Origin of the sequence: Thermotoga sp. 38H-to (assembly GCF_011057665.1) — a bacterium.
GTDB lineage: Bacteria > Thermotogota > Thermotogae > Thermotogales > Thermotogaceae > Thermotoga.
Genome location: NZ_LNFZ01000004.1, coordinates 40660 through 65873, shown reverse-complemented (window position 1 = coordinate 65873; position 25214 = coordinate 40660). Strand labels below are relative to the sequence as shown.

Here is a 25214-nt window from a genome sequence, read left to right as displayed (position 1 = left end):
GAAATCCATAAGTTAAGCCAGTAAGCGATTGACTATCACTCCAAAAACCTGAACCTGTAAAACCCGAGAAAGTACGGATTTATCTCAAGGGGTGCCCAGGAGGGGTCGTAGTTCACAAGTTCGGAGTATCTGACGAATCTGAGCTCTCCCGGGCTTTCTCCGATCGGACCCGTATGGTACACGAACCACCCTTCGTGATCAGCGAGGTTCAGGTTCCCGACGAATATCATGAGGTGGTACGGCATCTCGACGTCTTCTGGATGGAAGAAAACCGCTATGTCGCCCGGGAGCGCTTCCGAGACACTCTTTGTGACAAACTCCATGCTGCACTCCACAAGAATCCTCGCAACCGCAAAGCCCGAAAAGTCCTCCACTCCATTGTAAGGCCCCTTCTCTATCCTGAACATCTTCGTTCCAACCAGTGGAAGATTCGGGTAGTTGTACTTCTCCACGTCTTCCCAGAGGGGGCCGTCGTAACCTGAGAGAGAAAACCAGCTTCCTGTGTGTTTCTTCAGTGCCTCTCTTGCGCAGTATCTGACAAAACCCGAGCAGTCTCTTTCCTCTTTCGGCCAGAGCGGGGGATCGTTCTTGAATGCCGAAAGTGCTATCCAGATGAACCAGTTTCTGAACCTCTCGCTGTCTTCACTGTCGAGCTCCAGAGAGTCCGGGTATCCGTCGCCGTCGCTGTCTTCCTCGCTGGCTCTGGCTTCGATCTTCAGTTCCTTCTCCACCCTGAAGATACCACCGCTTTCAAAGTGCAGAGTTACGGTCTCGCCGGGCCTCACCCGTTTAATCAGAACACCGTTTTCTTCGAGCACGAAGTTTTTAGAACACTCCACCTTCGCTCCCCTGACTTCAAGAGGAACGAAAACGTCCTGGACGTCTTTCAAAACGAAAGTGCCCTCAGAAAACTCCACTCTGAACCTCAAAACCTCAACGACGTTCCACAGAAGAACGCCTGTAACGATCAACAAGATCAGGTATCTCTTCATAACGCACCTTCTCCATGAATCTCAAAAGACAGTCCCTGTGATAGCCATAGACCTCTTCCGGTTTCACGCCGAGCACGGCAAGGATCACACCCTCTTCCATCCACCGCGGTAGATCAAAATACGTCTCCAACACATGGTGTAGAAGCTCGTGGAGAATCGTCCCTTCGAGAGAGTTTTTCCTTCGAAGCACATCGAACGGCTGGGTGTAGATGACACCTTCGTGGTAAACTCCACCCGTGTGATACGGCATACCCGTAATTTTGCGGAACTCTTCAAGACTTCCGCACTCGAAGACCACCACGTCCAGGTTCGGTTCGACCCTCAAGAATTCGCATACCTTCGCAAAGCGATCCAGAAAGTCTCTTCCCAGCTCAAGGTTGATCATCTCTTCCATCGACAAGATTCGTCCCGATGAAAAGCACATCTGGATCTGTATGAGCGTAGAGACCACGAGAATACATCGGATAAACCCGCGCCGGAAGAAGATGAAACACCCCCTCTGCGGTCGCTCTCCAGACGTAGTCGAAACTATCACCGTAAAGGTATCGGGCAAAGAGCGCCACCCTGTCAGTGCGAATCTCCCTTCCAGAGTACCACGCGTCCCATGAAAAGTACCAGCTGTACGAGAACTTGTTCTCTTCGATACCTTTTTCTCTGTAGTTCGAGAGCACCTGCGCGCAGGACGGAATGAAATCCTCCACTATGAGGTAGTTCCCGTCTCCTTCAACCCTCACCACCGTTTTGATTATGTCTCCCAACTCTATCTTCACGTCTTCAACGTCGAAGACCACCTCGAAAACTCTGTCCCAGAGCGTCTTCGAAGAGCCAGCGAAACGTATGCTCTCCGCCACCAGCCTCTTCCCATCCCAGAAAAAGACCCTTCTGGCAACGAACGGAAGTTCCACGAACTCTCCGTTCTTGTACCAGTAGGTTTTGTTTTCTCCCCTCAGCAGGATCTCATCCATCGTGCAGGACAGCCCCGTGACGTCTTCGGGAACGGGTATCTTTTCATCACCGATCAGCACGAATCCTTTCATGAGAAAGACAAGACCACTCTTCATGAAACCTGCGTCCATCACGTCCAGATACCTGGTGATGGTGTTCTTCTCCGTATCGTAGACGAGCACTTCATCTTTGAGAACAACGAGAATCAGGCCGTTGAACGTTTCGATCCTGGAGAACGTGTAAGTCTCATCACCTATTTTCACCTTTGCACCGTCTATCTCGAGGGGAACTCCCTTGTATTCAATTCTCTTCTTCCAGTACTCGTACGGCAGGATGTAGAGTTCCTCTTCCTGGTCTCTTTCGACAGAATGCATTGAGATCGGCACGTATCCTCTCCCGATCGGCACGAAGGCATCCACAATCATTCTTTTCTCCTCTATCAGAAGTTCGTACCTTTTGTAGAATTCTCTTTTTATCTCCAGGCCTTCACTCACAGACTCTTTCGGAACTTCGACGTAGGTTATCTCCACCTCCACGATGCCTTTTCCAGAAACGATCAGTGAACCGGGAACGAGAGATCTTTCTTCACCTGGCTTCAGTTCGAAGGTGTTTTCGGAGTTGACTACCTTCAGTGTGGTTGAAGTGTACTCCGGCATCGACTCGAGGAGAGCCAGGATGGCAAAAGATGTGTCTTTTGTGGAAGTCCAGAAAGCGCTGTCTTTTTTCAGAAGAAGGTAATTTGTCAGTTTTCTTTCCAGTTCCGGGAATTCCTTCCACTTCGCAAGAGCCCTGAGGAAGACACTGTTGAGCTGGATATCACTGATGAGTGGGTTATCAGAAGATACATTCAGATAGGCTTTCTGCTCGTCCTGGACAACGTGGTTCATCAGCTGTTTCAGAGCCTCTTTTGAGCTCAAACTCAGAAACACCAGATCCGCTTCGCTTTCTGGCTTGAACGGCTCGTGGTCCACTCCGTACAGATCGAGAACGTACGATCCGTAGGCCGACGGATGCTTCTTGAGATACTCTATTCCCCTCTGAATAACGCTTTCTGCGACATCGTATCCCGCCTTCATGGTGAAATACAATCCTTCCATCACGTAGCAGGTCATGAAATCATTGGATTCGTCGAATCTGAACCATCCCCAGCCACCATCGCTGTGCTGGTAGTAGTAGAGTCTGAACAGCCCACTCTGGATGATCTCCTCCAGGTTCTCCACCTCTATTCCTACGCTTGCTGCAACCACGGCCGGGAAGAACCGGCTTATGGTCTGTTCAACACATCCGTACGGGAAGTCTATCAGTCTCTTCAAGCTATCCTCGATGAGCGGAACGATGCTTTCCAGAAACCTTATCCTCGAGGAAACAAATCGCCCCTTCGGAATTTCCAGCGTCTCTTTCCCGTCCAAAAGCAAAATCCTGTAGAATTCCCTTTCGAAAGCGAATCTTTCAACGGGCAGCCTCATGGAAACCGCGTCGTTCAAATCCCCTCCGATCGCAACGAACTTCACGAAACTTCCTTCAGAAGCAGAGACAGCCCTTACTGTCCAGGTCTCTGTGTGTGATGAGTTCGCCTCCATCAAAAAGTGTCTTGAGGAACTCCCCTCGAGGAGTTCTATGTTTTCGGGAAGTTCTATCATGAGGTCAACAGGCAGGGCTTTCGAAGTCCTGTTGAAAACGGTCGCGGATATTCTTATCACATCTCCATCTCTCAGGAAAGACGGAAGGTGCGGCATCAGATAGAACTTTTTGGAAACAACAATTCCACTTTCTGCCTGGGAGAATCGATCCTTTGAGAAACCGTAGGCCGTTGCCCTGAAGGAGGTGATGCTGTCCGGGACCTTGAAGCTCACCTTTGCCGTTCCGTTGTGGAGCTCCAGCGAAGGGATCCAGAGGGCCGTGTCGGGGAAGTACTCCCTGACGTTCAGCCTGGATGGGAAAGCGTTCTGTTTGAAGTCGGCGAAGGTCTTCTCCTCTGGAAGGGAAGCGAGTTTGTTTCGGAACGAATCCCTTGAAACGTAGAGTTTCCAGTAATGTGGAAATCCTCCTTCTGTTTGAGGATAGTTCATGTAAGGGTAGAGGAAATTTTCGAGCACTGGTGGTTCTGTTCCAACCATGGCGTATATCGCTTCATCAACCAGGAAAAGACAGACTCTGTCCACGTTCGATTCGATCGTGATCTGTGCTATTTTCCCCGGTTCGTACTGATCTTTGTCGAACAGTATCTTCATGGTGGTGAAGTTCGTGTCGAGCAGAACGTTCAGCCTTTCCAGTCTGTAGATCCGACCCGTGTCGTCGCGTCCGACAAAGCTGAGAAAGAGATTCTTCTCGGGGATATCTTCCGGTATTCCGACGCGCAAGTTGACAGAGCCGGTGAAAGAAACGGGAATGGTGTCGTAAACCCTGCTTGAGACAATTCCCAGAACTCCCATCACCTTACCAGGTGCAAGGATCTGAACCGAAAGTTCATCTCCGGGTTTCACCGTGTTCGTTGCCGGGTTGATGACGAACTCGTTACTCATTCTTGCACTGTAGTAAGCGTACACGTAGAGACGAGTTTTCGCCTTTCCAAAGGAGAGTTCGATTCTGTAACTTTCTGGTTCTTTTGGAGTGAAAGTAACGATCGCTTCGCCGTTTTCCACGACCACCGTACTCGTTGAATCTTTGGAAGAGACGGTGAGCAAACCATCTAAGGGATTACCTGAAAGATCCGTCACTTTCACCTTCACTCTCACCAGTCTGCCCGGCGAGGTAAAAACGTACCGAGTCAGCGGAGATATCAGAACGTTGTCGGCGTACACATCCACGGTTTTGACTTCCTCGATCTGACGCTGGCTCTCATCCGTTACGATCACTTCCAGCCGGTAAAAGCCCTGAAATCCTTCTTCTGTCTTCACACCGAACCTGAGGTTTCCCTCTTCGTCCGTGAAGTCCGTTCCCCTGTAGACAAGATAGCCACTTCCCTCTTCGGGAAAGGCTCGAACGTAGTAGGCAACCTGCGCTTTCGCGACGGGCTGGCCGTTGAAGTACCTCACCCTGACGAGGTAGTTCACAACTTCACCCGATATGTACACGTCTTTGTCCGTTTCGATTTCGACTTTGTACTCCGGTTTTCTGTACTCTTCCACCAGAAAGTTTTCGTAGTAGTATCTTCCTCCATGTTCGATCTTCACTCTGTAGAGTCCAACCGGGGCTGTGTCTGGAAGTTCCACGGAACCGTTGAATCCACCGAGTTCGTCGGTTTCAAGCTCCGATTTGTAAACTTCGTTGTTCTTCGTGTCGAAGATGGAAACGGTGACCTTCGTCTTTTCAAAGGCCCTGTAGAGACCCTCTTCAAAAGAGAAGATCTGCCCTCTGAAATGGACCGTGTCTGACGGTTTGTAGATCGGTCTGTCCGTGACGAAGAAGAGCTTCTCTTTTTCAAGTCCTCCACCAGAAAAGTACACTTCTCCAAAAAATCGAGAATCCCCGTACCTGATGTAGAACGTGTCGAAGTGTTTCGTGATAGAAACAACACCATCTTTGCCGGTGAAAACTCTGTCGATCAGTTTCGAATCTTCAAAGAGAAAAACCTCCGCTCCTTCTACAAAATCACCATTTGAGTCGAACACGTGGAGTCTCAATTTTTCACTGTCGGAGAAGTAGATCACCTCCAGATCGGTGACGATGAAAAGACCCTTGTCCATCACTCTTCTGAGAACTGTTCCTTCGTTGGAAACCAGTGTCGCAAAGTAGAATCCTTTGTTTTTCAGTGGAAATGAGAATTCCTTCCACTCCTCTGAGGAGAACTTTTTACTGTAGGTGGGGCGTGTTATCTCTAACAGCGAAAAATTGAAGTTTTCTGGGTCAAAGACTGCCTTCAAAAAGTCTTCTTCATTTATCTTCCACACGTTCAGGGTGACATCCTCCAGATCTGAGATCACAAAAGAGAGCCCCTCATCTGGATGTAGAGTGGGATATCTGGAGAAATAGGCGTATCCTCCAAAAAGACTGAAACCGGCCAGAAGAAAAACTAAGAAAATCAATCTCTTCATACCCATCCCCCTCTTTCACATTTTTAAAATGTTAATTCTATGATACCACTTAACGAAAGAAAAGCAGAAGCTCGATTTTCAAACGTGATCATTTGGTAAATTTACCATATCGTAACATTATTCAACGTCTATGTAACATTAGAATGTTATCATTTTCACGAGGATCGGGATTTTTTTCACAAAAACTCAAGGGGAGGTGTGCAGTATGGCGAAGTATCAGGTTACCAAGACTCTGGATGTGAGAGGAGAGGTTTGTCCAGTGCCCGATGTCGAAACCAAAAGGGCTCTACAGAACATGAAACCAGGGGAAATCCTCGAGGTATGGATTGACTATCCAATGTCGAAAGAAAGAATCCCGGAAACTGTCAAAAAACTCGGCCACGAAGTCTTAGAAATCGAAGAAGTGGGCCCAAGCGAATGGAAAATCTACATCAAAGTGAAATGAGGAGGTGCAGACATCATGATCTGGACCGGTCTACTGATCGGAGTATTGTTCGGTGTAATCCTTCAGCGTGGCAGGATCTGCTTTAACTCTGCTTTCAGGGACGTTCTGATCTTCAAGGACAACTATCTGATGAGGCTCGCTGCGTTGACACTTGGACTCGAATCCATCACGCTCCTTATCTTCGCTCAGGCCGGCCTCATAACTCTCAACCCTAAACCCCTCAACTGGATTGGAAACATCGTTGGTGGCTTCATCTTTGGAATTGGAATGGTCCTCGCTGGCGGATGTGCTTCGGGAGTGACTTACAGAACTGGTGAAGGAATGACAACAGCGTGGTTCGCAGCTCTGGCCTACGCTTTGACGGCTCATGCTACAAGTAAGGGATTGTTCTCGGGATGGATCAAATGGCTGAACAACTACACGGTGACAGTTTCGAACACGAGTCCCGTTTACGCTCCAAAGACTGGGCCAACTATCGCAACGGTGCTCGGTATCAGTCCATGGATCGCCTCAATTATCTTCCTTGCGCTCATGCTCTGGTATGCCTTCGGAGTGAAGAATAAGTCTCAGAGGCCTTCCAAATTGAACTGGATCGCTGCTTCTGTTCTCATAGCGATACTCGCACCCATAGCCTGGTGGGCAAGTGCGAGCACAGGAAGAAACTACGGTCTTGGTATCACAGGGGGCTGGATAAATCTGGTTTCTGTTTACGCAAACAATGCTTCTCTGAACTGGGAAGGCGCTGAAATTCTCGGAATAATAATAGGAGCCGCTATATCTGCCATTGCAGGAAAAGAGTTCAAACTGAGAATGCCAAAGAATCCCAAAACCTACGCTCAGGTTCTTCTGGGAGGATTCCTCATGGGATTCGGTGCGGTAACAGCCGGAGGATGTAATATAGGTCACTTCCTCACCGGTGTCCCGACACTGGCCATTTCATCGATAGTAGCATCTATCTTCTTTATTCTCGGAAACTGGACGATGGCCTGGTTCCTGTTTGGAAGACAGAAATGACAAGGGGGAAAAATCATGAAGATAGGAATACAGGTGATGGTTCCGCCCTATACTTATGAAGACCTGGACACCGCGATAAAGATTGCCGAAGCCGCAATGGAAAAAGGTCACGAAGTAACACTCTTTCTCTTTGCAGATTCCGTCATATGTACCAACAAGAACATAAAACCGATCAGAATCGACAGAAACATTCCACAGAAACTTGTAGAATTGATGCAGAAAGGAAACTTCGAGGTTCATATATGTGGAATATGTATGGACTACAGAGGAATAACCACAGACATGATAATAGATGGCTCAAAACCCAGCGGTCTACCGGAACTTGCGAATCTGTTCGCTACCTGCGACAGATTCATAAATTTGATGGCTTGAGGTGGGATCATGAAAAAACTTCTGTTTGTAGCCTATCAATCACCGGTTGGAAGTGTCTGGGTCAACGAAGCGTTCAGAACGGCCTTTGGAATGTACGGAGAGGATCTAGAACCAAGTGTTCTCTTAATCGAAGAGGCTTCTGTTGCGTTATCGAAAAATACGAAGCCGGAGATGCTGGGACTGCTTCCTCTTTCGATCTGTCATAAATACATCAAAAGATACGGTACCAAAGTTTACGCAGTCAAACAGCACCTTGAGAAATACAGAGTAAAGGAACTGGACGAGAACTTCGGAGCTGAAGTGATCGATGAAGCGGATCTTCCAGAGTTCTTACACAGTTTCGACTACGTCATATTCATGTGAGGTGATAGGAGATGGCTCTCGTGCTCGTTAAGTACGGAAAGGATCATCCCGTGGAGAAACTCAAAATAAGATCTGCCAGGGCAGAAGATAAAATAGTTCTCATACAAAACGGTGTCTTCTGGGCTCTGGAAGAACTCGAAACACCAGCAAAAGTCTACGCAATCAAAGATGACTTTCTCGCTAGGGGATATTCCGAAGAGGATTCGAAGGTTCCACTGATCACTTACAGCGGATTCATAGATCTTCTGGAGGGTGAAGAGAAATTCATCGGCTGAGGAGATTTAGATGTGTTAAAATAAGAATACACTAAGTCAACAACAGGCCGCGGCTCGTCCGCGGCTTTTGTAGAAGGTGGTACCTGTGGGTCGGCATGGAAGCGTTTCGATACTTTTCAAAACCTTATCGAATCAGACACGACTCGACATCTTAATGCTTTTGAGAGACAGTTGTCTCACCGCTTCGGAAGTGGCAGGGAAGTTGAATATCAACCTCTCGACCGCTTACAGGCATTTGAACCAGATGGTTAAAGTGGGAATTCTCAAAGTCGTAAAGGCACCGGAGGGTGACAGGTACGATTTTTCTTCTGTTCAGGTGTTCAGGATGTTAGAGGCAGCGGTGGAATTGCTCAACGAGAACGAAAGGGAAAGGAAAAAGAAGATTTCCAGTATCACCTCGATAGAAGAATCGTCTGGATCGAAAAAACTTCTCGATATGAGGGGACAAATATGCCCTGTTCCAGAGATCACGACTAGAAAGGAACTGGAGAAACTCCAGCCCGGAGAAACCTTGATCATAGTATGTGATTATCCCCTTTCAGGAGAGAGGATCACAAGTTTTTCTCTGAGAGAAGGCTATGAAGTGGCCACTGAACAGATCGGATCTGTGATGAAAATCTACATAAAGAAACCGTAATCTCCTTAAAAATTGAAAAGGATCGGAAATAGAAGGATAAACTAAGGAAACGAGCACTGAGAATATGAACGCAACGAGCCCAAAATTCAGAAGGGCGAATTCGTACAGTCTCTCTACTCCAAAAGTAGCCGCGTAGAGTGCGTATCCTATCATCCCCGCTTCAAAAAATATTCAGAATCAAACTTCAAAGGCTTTTTCAGGAACTTTCCCAGGAAAAGCAGCAGAATACAAATTCCAAAGCTTGAAGCAAAGAGTGAAAAGTACTCCAGGTTGAAATTCGCAGTCGAAAAGGCTGTGAACAGAAACGAAGGTAGTCCTATGTTCAGGACAAGTTTTTTCAAAGAGACTATTACTGTCTCTTTCTCCTTGAAAAAATTTAATCTCCTTAAAATATATCCCATCATAACCAAAACGAGGATTGGAAATACTTTCAGTAAAACAGTGAGATATTTTTCAAACATAAAAAGCCTATTCTTTGTTCTATTTTTGACTGATGTTGATGAATTTGTTAAAATTAGCGTTAGAAGGTGTCGTTAGTGAAATCATCCACGTTTCTGTATATGATTGTACCAGTAATTGTTTTAACAGTTGCAGAAATACTTTTTGTTGTAACCCAGGCGGATCAGAAAAATCTTAGTTTGATATCTCCTGTGTCAGGAGGATAAAAAATGAATCTAACAATGAGGGTTCCTCTTGAATCCTTCGTTAAGCTTTTTCGAGAAATGGGAGTTCTGGAATACAGATACTTTGTGAAACATTCGATCCAGGTTGCCAACATTGCTACGGAGGTAGCTGATCGCTTGAAGTTACCATTCGAAAAAGATGAAGTTTACCTTTCGAGTCTTTTGCACGATGTTGGACTGATCCTGAAAGTTTCCATCGGTAACTACGAACTCTTCGTTGAAATGTTTGGAAAAATACCCGATATGGAAAGGATCGTTCTGACGCTTGACAAAAACGATCATCACTCTGTGATTTCGTGGATGGTAGTGTCTCAGATACCGCTCTGTTCTGATTGTTCAAAATCGATCCTTTATCATCACACCCCTTATCAGAAAATAAATGAAAAGGACTCAATCGTGACCCTTTCCAATTGTGTAAAAACGGCGGATGTTATCTCACTCAAACTTCTAAAATACACAGGATCGGATAAAGAGCTGGACGCAGAATCCATTGATGAAATAATATCTTCTATTCAGAAAGATCAAGGGATAATTGATGAGGTGAAAAAAGCAGCTGTATATCTGTTAAAAGATTTCACAAAGCATCATCTGTTTCTGGAAGAAGAACCGCAATTTCACTCGGAAAAAATGTTGAGCCTCGAAGAATACAATCACTACGCGATGATACTTTCCGCATTGTTAGACTTTCGAAGTCCATACACGAGAAGTCATTCTTTTGCTGTTGCGAGGGTTTCGAAGCTGCTGGCAGAGGAAATTTTAGGAGAAGCAGATGCCGCGCTGGCCTTCACCGCTTCTCTTTTACACGATATAGGAAAGATAAAAACACCGCTGAGCATCTTGCACAAGAAAGGCAGGCTTCAAGCCAGCGAAATGATAATAATGAAGAGACACGTGGTGGATACCTACTACATGCTTGAACGCGCTGGTTTGAGGCTTTTCTCTTTGATCAGTGCTGCGCACCACGAAAGGCTCGATGGCAGCGGTTACCCGACTGGCTTGAAAGGTGATCAAATGCCGTTCCTTCAGAAATTGATACAAATATGTGATGTTTTCTCCGCACTGACCGAAAAGAGACCATATCGAGATCCTGTGGAAATTCACGAGGCACTGGATATAATTGAACAGGAAGCCATCAATGGTAAACTGGACGGTTTCATCGTCCAGAAATTGAAGGAGATAGCAAACAACCTGGACCTTCGAGAAGAGATATCCTTCAAGCACGTGTTCGAAGAACTGTTCAAGGATCGTGTCGATGAAGTAATTCAAATGATAAGTTTGATGTCAAAAATGATTTAAACTTTATTTTCGGGAGGGTGGAACATGAAGGGTTTTGTTGTCAACATCTGGCTTCAAACCTGGTCACGTATTTTTGGAGCTGACGTTGTAAAAGAAATGAAGAATAAGTACAATGTTCCCGATACTTTTTACAATCCCCTCGAGGATGTCCCCGATGAACTCCCCGTGAATATGTCCCGGGAACTGGCATCAAGAAAAGGGATCACTTACGAAGAACTCTGGTACAAGACAGGTAAAGAAAACCTGAAAACCTTCTTCGAACATTACCCGGAATACTTCAAAAAGACGAGTTTTCTTTCTTTCATGGCTGCTATGGACATGGTACACAGAGTTCTTACCAGAAGGATCAAAGGAGCGAAACCTCCGAGAATCTTCTTCAAACTCCTTTCATCACGTAAAGCGCTGATAAGGTATGAATCGAAACGAAATTTCAAAAATTATTTCCTTGGACTCATGGAAGCGGCTTCTGAGTTTTTTAATGACCCGATCAAATATAAAGTGGTGGGAGAAGGTAGCATCGACGGTAGAAACTACCTCGAAGTCGAAGTGGAAGCCACAAAAGAGTACGGAAAATTCGAAAAACTAAGGAGTTTGATCGTTCTTGGGGCAGGATTCGTGAAATCTCTGGTTCCGATAAATGTTTTCATGATACCACTGTTCAGTTTCGTTTTTATCTTTATCATCTTCACATTTTTGCCATTCGGAAACCTGATCAGGTCTATTTTAAGTGCCCTTCTCATTTCTCTTGTAATGGTGATTGACACGAAAGACCTCAAAAAGGGATTGAATGTTCTGAAAGAAGCTTTAAAACTCGTTTCTCGAAAGAACTTTGACAATCCAGTTACAGTAAGTGGGCTAAAAGAGTTCTCTGATCTTTCCGCTGAACTGAACAGTGCCGTAGAAAAGATCAAAGAAATCATAGTGGGTATACTGGGAGACGTTCAAGAAATAGACGCCTACTCGTCGAGAGTAGTAGATGCAGTAAATTCCATGAAGGAACAGCTTGAAACCATGAGTTCTCTTTCGAGTGAAATAGCCACCACAGCTGTACAGATAAGTAACGATACGGAAAGGATATCGAGTGCAGTTACAGCAAACGTGGAAACCATCACATCGATCATTTCCGAACAAACACAAATCATAAAATCTCTCAATGAGGCCGTGTCACTCATTGTTCAATCAGCAAATAACGTTGAGCAATCAGCGGACGGTATAGTGAAGATGAGTCAGAGGTTCTCCAAACTTGTTGAAGAGGCCAAAAATCTCCAGGAACAGGCTGGTATGATCATGCAAGTTGCCGCAACCGTATCTAATATAGCTGAACAAACGAATCTTCTTGCACTCAATGCCGCCATAGAAGCTGCAAGGAGTGGAGAAGCCGGAAGAGGTTTTGCGGTGGTTGCCGATGAAATCAGAAAGCTTGCCGAAGAGAGTCGCAGCTCCTCTTCAAAGATAGCAGAGTATCTATCGACCATAAACACAGGTATCGACAAACTCGTTCAAACCATACAAGCTGAATTTGAAGAGATGAAGGAACAATCGAATCAGCTCCTCGAGAGTTCGGAGAGGAACAAAGAATCCAGCGAAGTTATATCTTCCATATCGCAAAAACTCAGCGATCTCATAGATGTCCTGAATCAACAGGTTGACAACCTCAACGGTATAACAAACAGCATCCAGAATCTGCTTGCAATTTCTGAAGAGAGCTCAGCAACAGCAGAAGAAATAAGTTCCTCGATACAGAATTTCTTCTCCCAGTTGAAAGTTGTTCTTGATAGCGTGAACGAAACTATAAATCTGCTTTCGGTGATAAAGGAAAACTTCAAAGACATGGTGCTGTGAATCTGCAGAAAAACACACAATGCGGGGAGCCTTTGGCTCCTCTTTTTTTAATCACAACAGGACGTTTTTCCTTCATTTCTTCGTCCGATTTTTGAAAGGCTTTCAGAATACTAGCTGCTTTTTCACCCCAGAACCCAAGTGGTGGATACTTTTCAAATCGTAGTGTCGTAAAATTGACATTTTACGACATTGAAGCCCGTTTTCCAAAAATATAAATCTGAATTTACTAAATTCACATTTAGCAAATCATCATTTATAATTTTTATTGTGAGGAATCTCAAGGGGGAAGGAATATGCTGATTGACAGAGAAAGAGAATGCGAGTTTTTAAGAAGAAAGATTTCAAGCAGCAAAGCAGAACTTTTGATCATCTATGGAAGGAGACGAGTGGGGAAGACGTTTCTTCTTCAGAATTGCCTTGAAAAAGCTCTGTTCTTCACGGCAGATCTTTCAAGTAGTATCCAGCTGATGAATCGATTTCTGGACGAGATAAAGCCTATTTTGAATCTCCCGGCTACTTTGAAGATCTCTACATGGGACGAGTTTTTCTCCCTTCTAAAAAACGTCCTTGAAACACGAGAGGATTCGAAAGTAGTGGTTTTCGATGAATTTCAATACATTCCCATGAAAGACGAAAGTTTCATGAGTATCCTTCAGAGATGGTGGGATGAAGTGTTCTCTAAGATTGGAGTTAAAATGATCCTTTGCGGTTCTCAAATTGGTATGATCGAAAAGATCGCTCTTGCTCAAAACAGCCCTCTCTATGGAAGAAGAACGGGACAGTACCAGATCCTTCCTCTCGATTTCTTCGATTCTATAAAGTTTCTGAATTTTGAAAATAAAGAAGATTATGTGAAAACATACAGCGTCACAGACGGTGTTCCTCTGTATCTTCGTGAATTTTCGGGATATAAAGACTTTAAAACAGCGCTCATTGAAAAAGTCCTGACTCCAGGAGAGTATCTTGTGGAAGAAGGACGGTTCCTGACACTGGAAGAATTTCATGATCCATCGAGCTATTACTCGATTCTTCAAGCGATAGCATTGGGCAAGACCTCGCCATCAGAAATAGCGGATGTTTCTGGAATAGATATCAGAAGCATCAACGTTTATCTTTCGAGACTGGTGGAGTTGAAATTCGTTGAAAAGGAAGTTCCATTTTCTCTGAGCAGAAAACCAAAGAGAAAACCAAGATATCATTTGTCCGATGAATATCTCAGGTTTTATTTTAGATACATTCATCCTCACAAAGAACTCATATACCGTGGTCTGATCAATGAGGCTCTGGAAAAAATAAGTGCCACTTTTGATCAGCACGTTTCGTTCACCTTTGAGAAAATAGCGCGACAGTATATGATCCGAAAAGTAGGAGTGGAAAAAATTGGTAGGTGGTGGAGTAAGGATGTAGAGATAGACATCGTAGGAGTGAAAGGGAACACCCTCTACGTTGGCGAATGTAAGTGGTCAAACAAGAAAATAGATGTTCGTGTTTTGAACCGATTGAAAAGCAAAGTTTCGTACCTTCTAAAGGATCTTCAAGTAGATAATCTCTCCGTTGTTTACTGTCTCTTTTCCAGAAGCGGTTTCGAAGGACTCAAAGAGACCGAAGAAGTGAAACTGGTTGAACTCAAAGATCTGCTTCGGTGAGATCCTTCCATTCGCTTTTCAGCAAACCCATCACGATGACGTCGTGATACTTTCCTTCTCTGAAAAGTTCTTGCCTTAAGATACCCTCCACTCTGAAGCCTATTTTCTCGTAGACTCTCTTTGCCCTTTCGTTGAAACTGAACACATGGAGTTTGATCTTGTTTATATTCATTTCGTTGAAAATGAACCGCACCAGTACCCTCATGGCGTCTGTTCCGTATCCCTGGTTCCAGTAAGGCCTTCCCAGAAGTATGCCGACCTCTGCCACGGAATTTTTCCAGTCGATTTTTTTGATACCACACCCTCCTATGTACTCTCCATCACTCAACTTCTCGATGGCGAATGAATAGGAATCCGTGCTGAAGGGATTCAAACTTTGGTACCATTTTTCCTCGTCCTCTTTCCTCCATGGAAAAGGAATTCCCGGAACAAGGTACTTCTTCACTTCAGGATCGTTGGCGAATTCCAGGGCTTTCTCTATGTCTTCTTTTCTGTAGGCCCTGAGCCTCACCAGCTTTCCCTCAAACATCGAACCCCTCCGCTTGTTTTTTGATTTATAGTATAAATTATTGGGAAGGTGATCTTCGGTGGACGAATACCTGGAGTACCTCAAAGTGGTGAAGAAAAGAAATGAAAAGACGCTGTATCAGTACAGATCCATCCTGAAAGAATTCACCAGGTTCGAACCCGTCACTCCAGAAACCTGGAAAGAGTATCTCAACACAATATCGAAGAACGCTCCTGCTACCCAGAGGAACAAACTCGTCGTTGTGAAGAACTATCTGAATTGGAAAGCGGATAGAGGGCTGCTGAACACGGAAGAACGTTTCTGGAACGAAGCAGAGCCTCCTCGCCACACAGTGTTACCAAAAGCCATTGAACTCGATGAAGTCCGTCGTATTATCGAAGCGTGTGACAATCCTCTGTACAGGGCTATATTCAAAGTGCTTGCCAACACCGGGATGCGAGTATCGGAGATTGTGAATCTGTCAGTTCACGACATTTCTGTGAACGAAACAGCCAGGATAAGAATAAAGGGAAAAGGAAACAAGGAAAGAATCATCAACGTCTCAAAAGAACTGGTAGAAGAACTCATGAATTCTGGCTTTTTCGAGAAAAAACCTTCCGTTCGATCGATACAGAGAGCCGTCAAAAGATACGCAAAAAAAGCGGGTATAAAGAAAAAAGTGACTCCTCACATATTCAGACACTCTTTCGCTGTGGCGCTGATCGAACGAGGTGTGCCCCTGAACAAGATTCAGGCCCTTCTGGGTCACGCAAACATCTCCACCACTTCTATATACCTGAAGATAGCGAGTGAAGGAATTGAGATTCCAAAAATTATTTAATGAAATAAATGACGATAGTGATTTTGAAACAAAGAAGATGTTAATATTTGATAAACAAAGCTAATATTAAACAATATGTTCTTTGTTCTTTAATTTACTCTAAATTTCATTTTTCAATATTTTTGATTATGTGCAATATGATTTTGTGAACTAATATTACCTCCACATTACCAAAACATTACTTTGACACACCCTCTATTGTCCTGTTCAATTTTCCGCTGGTGAAGCCTTCCAGATCCAGCGTCACAAAGGAGAAACCGATCTTTTGAAGTGCCAGTGCAATTTCTGTTCTTTTGCCCATGAGGAGCTCCATCTCGTCTTTTCCCACTTCGATGACAGCGGTTTTGTACGGGAAGAATCTCACCCTCACTTCTCTGAATCCCAGATCTCTGAGAAAATTCTCTGCTTCTTCCACCATTCGAACACGCTCTTCGTTCAATCCAAATCCGTAAGGAAATCTCGAACACAGACAGGCCATGGCGGGTTTGTCCCAGGTTGGAAGTCCCAGTTTCCTGGAGTACTCCCTTATCTCTTCCTTTGTCACTTCAAAATCTATGAAGGGATGCCAGATGCCGTCTTCTGTGGATGCCCTCACACCCGGCCTGTAGTCCTGAAGGTCTGAAAAATTCAACCCATCGGCTATCACATCGAAACCGTGCTCTCTTGCCCAGTTCTTTACGATGTTGTCTCTCAGTTTTCTGCACAGGTAACACCTGTCTGGAGGATTTTCCATGAGGTGTCTGCTTTTGAGCTCGTTCAGTTCGATGAATTCGTGTCTTATTCCAATGAGATTTGCCAGGTTCTTTGCTTCCTCTATTTCTTTTCTTGGAATCACCGGAGAATCTATCGTGAGTGCCACGGCATCATTTCCAAGCACTTCATATGCCAGTTTCACCAGAAGGGTGCTGTCGACCCCACCGGAGAACATGACAACGAGTTTTTTCTTGTTTTTAATAGCTTCACTTATCCTCTGAAGCTTGTCCATTTTTCCTTATCCTCCTTAAAATCCTCACGGCGGCCGCTGCGGCTCCAACGGTGTTTCCTATGTTCACCACGACAAGACCTGGAACACACGTTTGAAGCATCGTGGAGAGTGCGCCCAATCCCTCTCCACCGAATCCATAACCAACAGGTGTTGGAACGGCTATCACCGGAAGATCTGTGAGAGAAGCTATGAGAGAAGGAAGAATCCCTTCCATTCCGGCGAAGACTATGAGAAGATCCGAATCTTTTGTCTTGCTGAGCGCGTAGAAAGATCTGTGTATCCCCGCAACTCCCGCGTCGTAAACTTTCTGAACGTTGACACCGAGTTCTTCGAGTATGAGAGAAGTCTCCTCGGCGAAAGGAACATCAGAAGTTCCAGCTGTTATCACTCCAACTTTTCCGTTCAACTTTTCCAGAGTAGCATCTTCTCTTTTTAAAACCATGAGTCTTCCAGCTTCTTTCATCATGTAGCCGGAAAATCTATCTTTCAACTCCTGCTTCTTCTCTTCGTCCAGACCGGAGACAAAGGCGATTCTTTTCCTCTCCAAAAACTTCTCCACAGCAGCTATCGTCTGCTCCTTGGTTTTTCCCTGGGCGAAGACAATTTCGGGAAATCCCTGTCTTTTGTCTCTTTCCATGTCAAGCATCAACTCGTCTGTTCTTTCAAAGAATTTACTCAAAATTTTCTCTTCAGCTTCTTGAATAGTTATCTCACCACTTGCAAGAGATCTCAGTACATCCTCAAACATCGTTTCGAACCTCCGAAACACTCTTGTAGACCGCTTTGTATACTTCTTTGAGAGGAATTCCTTTCTCCTGTGCAACCTTCTTGCAAGCCTCGTACTCTGGTGAAATGTTCACGATCTCCGAATCGAAGCTCGCTATCTTGACTGGAATCTCTCCATATTCGGTCTTCACCGTTTTCACCGTGCGGATCGCCTCTACCTTTTCTGGGTAGAAAACCCTCGCACCTATGCTGGTGCTTTCTTTGAAAAGCAGTTTCAGGATCTCATCTTTTTTCGACTCGTGACAGAGAACAGAGACCTTGACGGCCGGCCGGTTCTTCTTCATGTATATGGGTGTGAAAAAGACATCCTTTGCCCCCGCTTCAAACAGTCTCTCCATGAGATGGCTGAACAGTTGTGGATTCATATCGTCCACGTTCGTTTCTATGAGAACATCTCCGGTTCTTTCGAAGGGTTCGATGTAACCGAGATACCCCCTCAGAACGTTCGGTATTTCAAGATCCATCGTCCCAGCTCCGTATCCCACTTTTTCTACTCTCAAGATCGGTGTCCTGAACTCGTCAACTAAGCTCTTCAGGATCAAAGCTCCCGTCGGCGTGACCAGTTCCGCGCGCACTTTCTGATCCATATAGATCGGAATGCCTTTCAGCAGCTCAGCGGTGGCGGGAGCGGGAACCGGGTATCTGCCGTGTTCTGTCATCACAAAACCGCTTCCCGTGTTGACAGTGCCACAGAAAACCTTCTCTATTTCGAGAAGCTCCAATCCAACTACAGCTCCCGCGATCTCTATCACAGCGTCCATGGCCCCAACTTCGTGGAAATGAACCTTTTCTTTTGAGAGGCCGTGGATCTTGCTTTCCGCTTCTGCGAGAGCTTCAAACATCCTTATCGCTTTCTCTTTCAAAGGATCTTCGAGTCTGCTGAGTACTTCAACGATCTCGGAGAGATGTCTTCCATGGTGGTGATCGTGATCCGACACAATGTGATCCTCGTGGTGCTCTTTTCTAGGGAAAACAACGTCAACTTTTGTGGCGGTTACTCCTTTTTTGTTTACCTTTTTCACCACAAAATCGAACTCGACGTTGAGCTTCTCAAGACGGGATTTTATCTTTTCTGGATCCACTCCAAGATCGACCAAAAGGCCAAGGAACATGTCCCCAGATATCCCTGAGAAAGGATCGAGATATAGTATCCTCATCGTATTCGCACCTCCGTGTCTTTTTTAAGTAAGTATACACTAATTCCTGATGCGAACTAAGTAACGGTTGATTTAAATTGGGAAGATTCGAAGCATCCTTGCCGCAAAATAATAATGGAGAACCCAACAAGGAGGGCATGTACAATGCGCTGGGAAGAAGTTGAGCCGATTGTTCGAGAACTTTTGGATTTCCAGATCAGTTCCTCCGAAGAGTTCAGAACTTTCATCAACAAAGTGACGGACTTCTTCGATTGGATAAGAGAAGAACACGGATGGCTCTACATCAAAATGACTGTGAACGCAGACAAGGAAGAGTTCGCAAAAGCTTACGAGGAGTTCCAAAAAGAAATCGTGGCAAAACTCAAGCCTTACGAACAGAAAATAAAAGAGAAAATCGTAGAAAACGAACACTTCGCTCCACAAGGTTACGAACACATGATGAAGGTGATCAAAAACGATGTGGAACTGTTCAGGGAGAAAAACGTTCCTCTTCAGGTGAAAGAGAGCATCATCTCCAGAAATTACGGCACGATCGTGGGAAACATCGAAGTCGATTTCAAAGGAGAGAAAAAGACGCTCCAGCAGCTTTCTGTATACCTGAGAGATCCCGACAGATCTACAAGGGAACTCGCCTGGAGGAAAAGGTACGAAGGAATCTGGGAAGTACGGGACAAGCTCAACAAACTCTTCGACGAACTCAAAGAAATCAGGCACCAGCAGGCCCTGAACGCGGGTTTTTCCAACTACAGAGATTACATGCACAGACTTAAGAGCAGGTTCGAATACACCCCGGAAGACCTGTACCGTTTCCACGAAGCGGTGGAAAAAGAAGTCGTTCCCTATCTGGTGGAAAGAACAAAAATCAGGCAGAGAAAGCTGGGAATCGAAAGCGTCAGACCCTGGGATACAGCGGTAGATGTGGATGGAAAGGTCTTGAAACCTTTTTCCTCAGTGGAAGAATTCATGGAAAAAACCGAGAGAGCACTCAAAAGGTTGAACCCCACCTTCGCGGAAAGATTTCGCCTCATGAGGGAAAAGAATCTCCTTGACCTTGAAAACAGAAAAGGAAAAGCTCCTGGTGGATACAACCACACGCTTCCAAAGACGGGAGCTCCCTTCATCTTCATGAACGCGGTGGGACAACCGGGGGATGTGAGGACGATCTTTCACGAACTGGGACACTCGATGCACTCGTTTGAAACGCTGAGCCTTCCGGTCTTTTACAGACCGCATAGAATGGAAGTTGCGGAGCTCGCCTCCATGTCGTTGGAACTCATCTCCATGGAATACTGGGACGAGTTCTACACCGACCCCGAGGATCTGAAAAAGGCAAAGATCGAAGAACTCGAAGGTGCACTCTACTTTCTGCCGTGGTGCATGATCGTGGACGCCTTCCAGCACTGGATCTACACCAACCCAGATCACACACCAAAAGAAAGGGACGAGTACTTCGCTTATTTGATGGACAGATTCAACCCGGGAGTGGACTGGAGCGATCTGGACGAAGAAAAGAAAACGAGGTGGCTCTTTCAGCTTCACATCTTCGAAGTACCTTTCTACTACATCGAGTACGGCATAGCACAGATAGGAGCCCTGGCAATTTACAGGAACTACATAGAAGATCCAGAAAAAACACTGAAAGACTATCAGAGATTTTTATCCGTGGGATGTTCGATGCCGGTGGACGAAGTTTATAAAACCGCGGGAATAGAGCTCAAATTCTCGAGGGATTACATAAGAGAGATCGTGGATTTTGTGGCAAAACAGATCGAAGAAATAGAAAAATGAAGCCCTGGCAATGCCAGGGCTTTTCACCATCCCCTCGAAGCACCTCCACCACCGGAAGATCCTTCACCGAATCCCCCAAAACCTCCTGATCCACCTCTGGAACCACCGAACCCACCAGGAAACCTTGGGCCTCTGTACCAGCGCCTTCCTCTTCCCATGATGGAAGAGAAGATGATGAACGCGATGACAATTACAATGATCGAAATACCGCTGATGTCCGTTCCTCTTTCAGGAAGATCAGAAGTCCCGGTGAGTTCCACTCCGTACTCTTTCGCCACCTCGTTCGCGATGGCAAGGTAGCCGTAATAGATCCCTTTCGAGTACTCTCCGTTTTTGAAATAGGGAATCACGTATTCATCGAGGATCCTTCCCGCTTTTCCATCTGGAATGGCACCTTCCAGACCGTAACCAACTTCTATTCTCACCTTTCTGTCGTTCATGGCAACGAGGAGCAGCACACCGTTGTTCTTCTCTTTTTGTCCTATTCCCCACTCTCTGAAAAGCCGATTCGCATACTCTTCGACCGTGAGGCCGGAGAGGGAAGGTACAACGACAACCACCACCTGGGCTGTCGTTTTGTTTTCCAATTCTTTTCCAACGGAGATGATCTTTTCCACGGTAGTTTTATCGAGAACACCTACGTAGTCGTTCACGTACTTGTACGGGGTCGGCTTTGGAAATTCAACTGAAAGCAAAAGAACCGATGAAACAATGAAAATCAACAGAAAGATCTTTCTCATCAGAACTTCACCTCGGGAACTTCCTCGGCTCCCGGTTTCGCTTCAAAGTACTGCTTTTCTTCGAATCCGAACATCTTCGCGAAGATCACACCGGGGAATTTTTTTATAGCGGTGTTGTATTTCTTCACCGCTTCGTTGTAGTCTCTTCTTGCAACGGCGATTCTGTTCTCTGTTCCGGCGAGCTCATCCATGAGCTGTCGGAAGTTTGCGTCTGCCTTCAGATTTGGATAGTTCTCGGCTATGGCAAGTAGTCTCGAAAGGGCCGAAGAAAGCTCTGCATCGGCCTGAGCACTTTCCTGAGGAGTTTTCGCACCTATCAACTTCGCTCTGGCGTTCGCTATTTCTTCGAGTATCTCTTTTTCATGCGCGGCGTAGCCCTTTACAGTTTCAACGAGATTTGGAATGAGATCTGCCCTTCTTTGAAGTTGATTCTGGATCTGGCTGTACTTTTCCTGAACTTCCTGCTCAAGGGAAACAAGGTAGTTGTAGTATCCCACAGTTGTTCCAATGATGACAACTACCAGTACGAGTATCACTATCAGTACGATCAGACCTCTTTTCACTCGGATCCCTCCTTCCATTTACTCATGTTACCATGAAATTCTATATTATGAAAATTCTCGTTCATGGATATTATCCAAAAAATTCATTTATCATCGATTAATAAGAATTATTGGGTTTTATGATCGAGATTCTTTGTTTTTCTCTCGTTGACTTTTCATTTTCCTTCGTGTTACCATTCTTGTGAAAACGATTTCGAAAACGATTTCATCAAGACACAAGGGAGGATGTTTCTAGTGATTTCCGTCGTGGGGAGTTCAAACATAGATATCGTTCTGAAGGTTGATCACTTCACAAAACCTGGTGAAACCCAGAAAGCGATAGAGATGAACGTTTTTCCGGGTGGAAAAGGGGCGAATCAGGCTGTAACAGTCGCAAAAATTGGAGAGAAAGGATGCCGTTTTGTAACGTGCATTGGAAACGATGATTACTCTGATCTGCTCATAGAGAATTACGAAAAACTCGGAATAACTGGATATATAAGAGTTAGTCTTCCTACAGGAAGAGCGTTCATAGAAGTCGATAAAACAGGACAAAACAGGATCATCATCTTTCCTGGAGCGAACGCCGAACTGAAAAAAGAATTGATTGATTGGAATACGCTCTCTGAAAGTGATATCCTTCTCCTTCAAAACGAAATTCCTTTTGAAACCACCTTGGAATGTGCGAAAAGATTCAATGGAATTGTGATCTTTGACCCCGCACCCGCGCAGGGAATAAACGAAGAAATCTTTCAGTACCTGGACTATCTCACACCGAATGAAAAAGAGATCGAAGCCCTGTCGAAAGATTTCTTCGGTGAGTTTTTGACGGTTGAGAAAGCCGCTGAGAAGTTTCTGGAACTCGGCGTCAAGAATGTGATAGTGAAGCTCGGTGACAAAGGAGTACTTCTTGTGAACAAAAATGAAAAGAAACACTTTCCGACCTTCAAAGTAAAGGCTGTGGACACAACAGCGGCGGGGGACGTGTTCAATGGAGCTTTTGCCGTTGCTCTGTCTGAGGGAAAAAATCCCGAAGAGGCGGTAATCTTTGGAACGGCAGCAGCGGCCATATCGGTAACAAGGTTGGGAGCTCAAAGTTCTATTCCAGCGAGAGAAGAAGTAGAGGCGTTTTTGAAGAATTTATGAGGGGGCAGAATCATGAAAAAGGTTGGTATTTTGAATTCGGAAATTTCTAAGATTGTAGCGGATATGGGACACATGGATACATTAGCCGTTGTGGACTTAGGATTTCCTATCCCGCAGGGAGTAAAAAAAGTAGATCTGGTGGTTGATAGAGGAAAGCCTGGCTTGATGGAAGTTATAGAAATTCTTCTTCGGGAGTTAAAGGTGGAGAGAATAATCCTTGCAAAGGAGATGGATGAGAAGAGTATACAAACTAAACAGGAACTTCTGAAACTTATAGAGAAAATGAATGGACCAGTTGAAGTCGTTACAGTTCCTCATAAGGAGTTTAAGGAAATGTCGAAAAACGTGAAGGGGATTATCAGAACAGGAGCGGACATTCCTTATTCCAATGTAATACTTGTGGGAGGGGTTATCTTCTAAATTTGAAAAGAAGAAAATACTGTTTTTACCTCAAATTTCCTTAGGGAGGTGGGTTTTATGAAGAAGAGCTTGTTTGTGGTGTTGGTATTGGTTGGATTGTTACTGGTTTCCTTCACAGGTTTGGCACAGGAACAGCAGAAACCAAAAGGAAAGATGGCTATTGTGATCTCCACACTTAACAATCCATGGTTTGTTGTCCTCGCTGAAACAGCGAAGCAAAGAGCAGAACAACTCGGCTATGAAGCTACTATCTTTGATTCTCAGAATGACACAGCTAAGGAGTCGGCTCACTTCGATGCGATCATAGCTGCCGGATATGATGCCATCATCTTCAATCCCACCGATGCGGATGGATCGATAGCAAACGTGAAGAGAGCGAAAGAAGCAGGCATACCTGTCTTCTGTGTAGACAGGGGAATTAACGCAAGAGGACTGGCGGTAGCACAAATTTATTCAGATAACTACTATGGTGGTGTGCTTATGGGTGAATACTTTGTAAAGTTCCTCAAAGAGAAATATCCAGATGCAAAAGAAATCCCATATGCGGAGCTTCTCGGAATACTCAGTGCACAACCCACCTGGGATAGATCAAATGGATTCCACAGCGTTGTAGATCAATATCCCGAGTTCAAGATGGTGGCACAGCAATCCGCAGAATTTGACAGAGACACAGCTTACAAAGTCACAGAACAGATTCTCCAGGCACATCCTGAAATTAAAGCCATATGGTGCGGAAACGATGCTATGGCACTCGGTGCTATGAAAGCATGTGAAGCTGCAGGAAGAACCGATATCTACATTTTTGGATTCGATGGAGCAGAAGACGTGATAAATGCCATCAAAGAAGGAAAGCAGATCGTAGCAACTATCATGCAATTCCCGAAACTTATGGCAAGATTGGCAGTTGAATGGGCTGACCAGTACCTCAGAGGTGAAAGAAGCTTCCCGGAGATTGTACCTGTCACTGTTGAGCTGGTGACAAGAGAAAACATCGATAAGTACACTGCTTACGGCAGAAAAGAAGAATAATCACTGAGCTAATCTAGACAGGGGGACCCGCGACCTATGAGCGGGTGCCCCCTTTTAGAAAGGAGGATGGAATTTGAAATCGAAGTTAACTAAAAGAAAAGTTATTTCCATGATTGTTGTCTTCTTTATCTTACTTCTGATCTATCTTTCGTGTGATGTCATTCCTATAGAAGAAATGGAGAAAGGCTTCGATCCCAAAAGATACGCCAGAGAATTATGGTTCAAGCTCCAAGACATGATGAACGAGGGACTTGGTTATGATGCGGTGGAAGTTTTAAATACATTGGACGAAAATCCTGAACTTGCTCATCAAAAGTTTGCTAAGGTAGTTGGCGTTTCAAATTACAGATATTACATCATACAGGGTGTAGGAGAAATTGTTGAAATAAAAGACGATGGAATACTCGTTAAAGTCAGAGAAAACCGCAAAGTTCCAGATTTGTTTCTAAGTAATCACATTTTTGGCAATGGAATAGTCAACGCTACTGGTATTGCAAAAATGGAAGATTTTGATAGAATCATTGATTTCAACCTCACTGCCACGGAGCTGAACAAAATAGTGAAAGAAGAGGTGGTCAATTCTTTCTTAAAACAACTCTCGAAAGGAGCAGGCAGCGTGGGTTCTCTTGTTAGATTCATAGCCGTTTTTACTCTACTCAAAGATGAAGAAATTAAGTATCCAATAGAAGCGATTCCGCTTTATCTGGAAATTCAGGGAGGTTTTTGAT

Annotated in this window: 24 protein-coding genes; 15 read left to right on the top strand and 9 right to left on the bottom strand. The window is 44.9% G+C overall.

The features are described 5' to 3' along the window. Positions 1–35: 35 nt before the first annotated feature. The 3 genes from AS158_RS08890 to AS158_RS08880 are packed head-to-tail and all read right to left on the bottom strand — an operon-like array spanning position 36 to position 5977. A complete protein-coding gene (locus AS158_RS08890; protein ID WP_165304881.1) occupies positions 36–992 on the bottom strand; it encodes a DUF1175 domain-containing protein in 957 nt (318 codons plus the stop codon). Then, complete coding sequence (locus AS158_RS08885) at positions 934–1386, bottom strand: hypothetical protein (RefSeq protein WP_038053677.1); 453 nt, start codon at positions 1384–1386, stop codon at positions 934–936. The genes AS158_RS08890 and AS158_RS08885 overlap by 59 nt, the downstream gene beginning before the upstream one ends. Further along, a complete protein-coding gene (locus AS158_RS08880) occupies positions 1364–5977 on the bottom strand; it encodes an alpha-2-macroglobulin (RefSeq protein ID WP_156105089.1) in 4614 nt (1537 codons plus the stop codon). The genes AS158_RS08885 and AS158_RS08880 overlap by 23 nt, the downstream gene beginning before the upstream one ends. Before the next feature lie 199 nt (positions 5978–6176). On the opposite strand from AS158_RS08880, the gene AS158_RS08875 reads away from it, so the two are divergent. The 9 genes from AS158_RS08875 (at position 6177) to AS158_RS08835 (ending at position 14544) form a co-directional block, all read left to right on the top strand. Continuing rightward, positions 6177–6416, top strand: coding sequence for a sulfurtransferase TusA family protein (locus AS158_RS08875; protein ID WP_004080581.1), 240 nt, complete (start codon positions 6177–6179; stop codon positions 6414–6416). 15 nt (positions 6417–6431) lie between these two features. Next, positions 6432–7430, top strand: coding sequence for a YeeE/YedE family protein (locus tag AS158_RS08870; protein ID WP_008193303.1), 999 nt, complete (start codon positions 6432–6434; stop codon positions 7428–7430). Positions 7431–7445: 15 nt separating this feature from the next. After that, positions 7446–7802 carry a DsrE/DsrF/TusD sulfur relay family protein gene (locus AS158_RS08865; RefSeq protein ID WP_038053680.1) on the top strand — a complete coding sequence of 119 codons (357 nt, stop codon included), beginning with the start codon at positions 7446–7448 and terminating at the stop codon, positions 7800–7802. A gap of 9 nt (positions 7803–7811) precedes the next feature. Next, entirely contained in the window at positions 7812–8165 is a 354-nt protein-coding gene (locus AS158_RS08860) for a hypothetical protein (protein WP_012896669.1), read from the top strand. A gap of 11 nt (positions 8166–8176) precedes the next feature. Further along, complete coding sequence (locus tag AS158_RS08855; RefSeq protein ID WP_012896670.1) at positions 8177–8440, top strand: DsrH/TusB family sulfur metabolism protein; 264 nt, start codon at positions 8177–8179, stop codon at positions 8438–8440. 85 nt (positions 8441–8525) lie between these two features. Next, positions 8526–9077: a sulfurtransferase TusA family protein gene (locus tag AS158_RS08850; protein WP_038053683.1), complete on the top strand. Its 552-nt coding sequence runs from the start codon at positions 8526–8528 to the stop codon at positions 9075–9077. Between the two features lie 668 nt (positions 9078–9745). Then, a complete protein-coding gene (locus tag AS158_RS08845; protein ID WP_165304880.1) occupies positions 9746–11056 on the top strand; it encodes an HD domain-containing phosphohydrolase in 1311 nt (436 codons plus the stop codon). 24 nt (positions 11057–11080) lie between these two features. Then, entirely contained in the window at positions 11081–12898 is a 1818-nt protein-coding gene (locus tag AS158_RS08840; RefSeq protein ID WP_011944170.1) for a heme NO-binding domain-containing protein, read from the top strand. Between the two features lie 293 nt (positions 12899–13191). Beyond that, a complete protein-coding gene (locus tag AS158_RS08835; protein ID WP_038053688.1) occupies positions 13192–14544 on the top strand; it encodes an ATP-binding protein in 1353 nt (450 codons plus the stop codon). On the opposite strand, the gene AS158_RS08830 is transcribed toward AS158_RS08835, so the two are convergent. Continuing rightward, a complete protein-coding gene (locus tag AS158_RS08830; protein WP_038053690.1) occupies positions 14525–15073 on the bottom strand; it encodes a GNAT family protein in 549 nt (182 codons plus the stop codon). The genes AS158_RS08835 and AS158_RS08830 overlap by 20 nt on opposite strands. A 58-nt stretch (positions 15074–15131) precedes the next feature. Between AS158_RS08830 and AS158_RS08825 the strand changes: the two genes are divergently transcribed. Beyond that, the gene (locus AS158_RS08825) at positions 15132–15893 is read left to right on the top strand and encodes a tyrosine-type recombinase/integrase (protein ID WP_038053692.1); all 762 of its coding nucleotides are present in this window, start codon (positions 15132–15134) and stop codon (positions 15891–15893) included. A gap of 178 nt (positions 15894–16071) precedes the next feature. Here AS158_RS08825 and larE read toward each other — a convergent pair whose 3' ends face one another. From larE to larC, 3 genes are read right to left on the bottom strand one after another with little or no spacing between them, the layout of a single operon-like run. Then, positions 16072–16878 carry an ATP-dependent sacrificial sulfur transferase LarE gene (gene larE / locus AS158_RS08820; protein WP_038053694.1) on the bottom strand — a complete coding sequence of 269 codons (807 nt, stop codon included), beginning with the start codon at positions 16876–16878 and terminating at the stop codon, positions 16072–16074. Further along, positions 16853–17626: a nickel pincer cofactor biosynthesis protein LarB gene (larB, locus tag AS158_RS08815; RefSeq protein ID WP_038053696.1), complete on the bottom strand. Its 774-nt coding sequence runs from the start codon at positions 17624–17626 to the stop codon at positions 16853–16855. The genes larE and larB overlap by 26 nt, the downstream gene beginning before the upstream one ends. Further along, complete coding sequence (gene larC, locus AS158_RS08810; RefSeq protein ID WP_165304879.1) at positions 17619–18821, bottom strand: nickel pincer cofactor biosynthesis protein LarC; 1203 nt, start codon at positions 18819–18821, stop codon at positions 17619–17621. Before larC ends, larB begins: the two co-directional genes overlap by 8 nt. A gap of 144 nt (positions 18822–18965) precedes the next feature. Here larC and AS158_RS08805 point away from each other — a divergent pair, with 144 nt between their 5' ends. Beyond that, positions 18966–20609 (top strand): M3 family oligoendopeptidase, encoded by a 1644-nt coding sequence (locus AS158_RS08805; RefSeq protein ID WP_165304878.1) that lies wholly within the window; start codon positions 18966–18968, stop codon positions 20607–20609. Between the two features lie 23 nt (positions 20610–20632). Here the strand turns inward: AS158_RS08805 and AS158_RS08800 are convergent, their stop codons facing one another. Both AS158_RS08800 and AS158_RS08795 read right to left on the bottom strand, forming a co-directional pair. Further along, entirely contained in the window at positions 20633–21349 is a 717-nt protein-coding gene (locus AS158_RS08800; RefSeq protein ID WP_004080600.1) for a YgcG family protein, read from the bottom strand. After that, on the bottom strand, positions 21349–21912 hold the full coding sequence (locus AS158_RS08795) for a LemA family protein (protein ID WP_004080601.1): 564 nt from the start codon (positions 21910–21912) through the stop codon (positions 21349–21351). The genes AS158_RS08800 and AS158_RS08795 overlap by 1 nt, the downstream gene beginning before the upstream one ends. Before the next feature lie 234 nt (positions 21913–22146). On the opposite strand from AS158_RS08795, the gene rbsK reads away from it, so the two are divergent. From rbsK to AS158_RS08775, 4 genes are all read left to right on the top strand, one after another. After that, positions 22147–23037 (top strand): ribokinase, encoded by an 891-nt coding sequence (rbsK, locus tag AS158_RS08790; protein WP_004080602.1) that lies wholly within the window; start codon positions 22147–22149, stop codon positions 23035–23037. Positions 23038–23049: 12 nt separating this feature from the next. Next, positions 23050–23457 (top strand): D-ribose pyranase, encoded by a 408-nt coding sequence (gene rbsD, locus AS158_RS08785; RefSeq protein WP_004080603.1) that lies wholly within the window; start codon positions 23050–23052, stop codon positions 23455–23457. 57 nt (positions 23458–23514) lie between these two features. Next, complete coding sequence (locus AS158_RS08780) at positions 23515–24486, top strand: D-ribose ABC transporter substrate-binding protein (protein WP_004080604.1); 972 nt, start codon at positions 23515–23517, stop codon at positions 24484–24486. 73 nt (positions 24487–24559) lie between these two features. Continuing rightward, on the top strand, positions 24560–25213 hold the full coding sequence (locus AS158_RS08775; protein ID WP_004080605.1) for a DUF2291 domain-containing protein: 654 nt from the start codon (positions 24560–24562) through the stop codon (positions 25211–25213). Position 25214: the final 1 nt, after the last annotated feature.

What these genes read in the sequence shown, in the direction of transcription:
- AS158_RS08875 (WP_004080581.1), top strand. Translation starts at nt 6,177, where the DNA reads ATGGCGAAGTATCAGGTTACCAAGACTCTGGATGTGAGAGGAGAGGTT.
- AS158_RS08845 (WP_165304880.1), top strand. Translation starts at nt 9,746, where the DNA reads ATGAATCTAACAATGAGGGTTCCTCTTGAATCCTTCGTTAAGCTTTTT.
- AS158_RS08840 (WP_011944170.1), top strand. Translation starts at nt 11,081, where the DNA reads ATGAAGGGTTTTGTTGTCAACATCTGGCTTCAAACCTGGTCACGTATT.
- AS158_RS08855 (WP_012896670.1), top strand. Translation starts at nt 8,177, where the DNA reads ATGGCTCTCGTGCTCGTTAAGTACGGAAAGGATCATCCCGTGGAGAAA.
- AS158_RS08885 (WP_038053677.1), bottom strand. Translation starts at nt 1,386, where the DNA reads ATGGAAGAGATGATCAACCTTGAGCTGGGAAGAGACTTTCTGGATCGC.
- rbsD (WP_004080603.1), top strand. Translation starts at nt 23,050, where the DNA reads ATGAAAAAGGTTGGTATTTTGAATTCGGAAATTTCTAAGATTGTAGCG.
- AS158_RS08805 (WP_165304878.1), top strand. Translation starts at nt 18,966, where the DNA reads ATGCGCTGGGAAGAAGTTGAGCCGATTGTTCGAGAACTTTTGGATTTC.
- AS158_RS08830 (WP_038053690.1), bottom strand. Translation starts at nt 15,073, where the DNA reads ATGTTTGAGGGAAAGCTGGTGAGGCTCAGGGCCTACAGAAAAGAAGAC.
- larB (WP_038053696.1), bottom strand. Translation starts at nt 17,626, where the DNA reads ATGTTTGAGGATGTACTGAGATCTCTTGCAAGTGGTGAGATAACTATT.
- AS158_RS08835 (WP_038053688.1), top strand. Translation starts at nt 13,192, where the DNA reads ATGCTGATTGACAGAGAAAGAGAATGCGAGTTTTTAAGAAGAAAGATT.
- AS158_RS08800 (WP_004080600.1), bottom strand. Translation starts at nt 21,349, where the DNA reads ATGAGAAAGATCTTTCTGTTGATTTTCATTGTTTCATCGGTTCTTTTG.
- larE (WP_038053694.1), bottom strand. Translation starts at nt 16,878, where the DNA reads ATGGACAAGCTTCAGAGGATAAGTGAAGCTATTAAAAACAAGAAAAAA.
- AS158_RS08860 (WP_012896669.1), top strand. Translation starts at nt 7,812, where the DNA reads ATGAAAAAACTTCTGTTTGTAGCCTATCAATCACCGGTTGGAAGTGTC.
- AS158_RS08780 (WP_004080604.1), top strand. Translation starts at nt 23,515, where the DNA reads ATGAAGAAGAGCTTGTTTGTGGTGTTGGTATTGGTTGGATTGTTACTG.
- AS158_RS08870 (WP_008193303.1), top strand. Translation starts at nt 6,432, where the DNA reads ATGATCTGGACCGGTCTACTGATCGGAGTATTGTTCGGTGTAATCCTT.
- AS158_RS08865 (WP_038053680.1), top strand. Translation starts at nt 7,446, where the DNA reads ATGAAGATAGGAATACAGGTGATGGTTCCGCCCTATACTTATGAAGAC.
- AS158_RS08890 (WP_165304881.1), bottom strand. Translation starts at nt 992, where the DNA reads ATGAAGAGATACCTGATCTTGTTGATCGTTACAGGCGTTCTTCTGTGG.
- AS158_RS08880 (WP_156105089.1), bottom strand. Translation starts at nt 5,977, where the DNA reads ATGGGTATGAAGAGATTGATTTTCTTAGTTTTTCTTCTGGCCGGTTTC.
- larC (WP_165304879.1), bottom strand. Translation starts at nt 18,821, where the DNA reads ATGAGGATACTATATCTCGATCCTTTCTCAGGGATATCTGGGGACATG.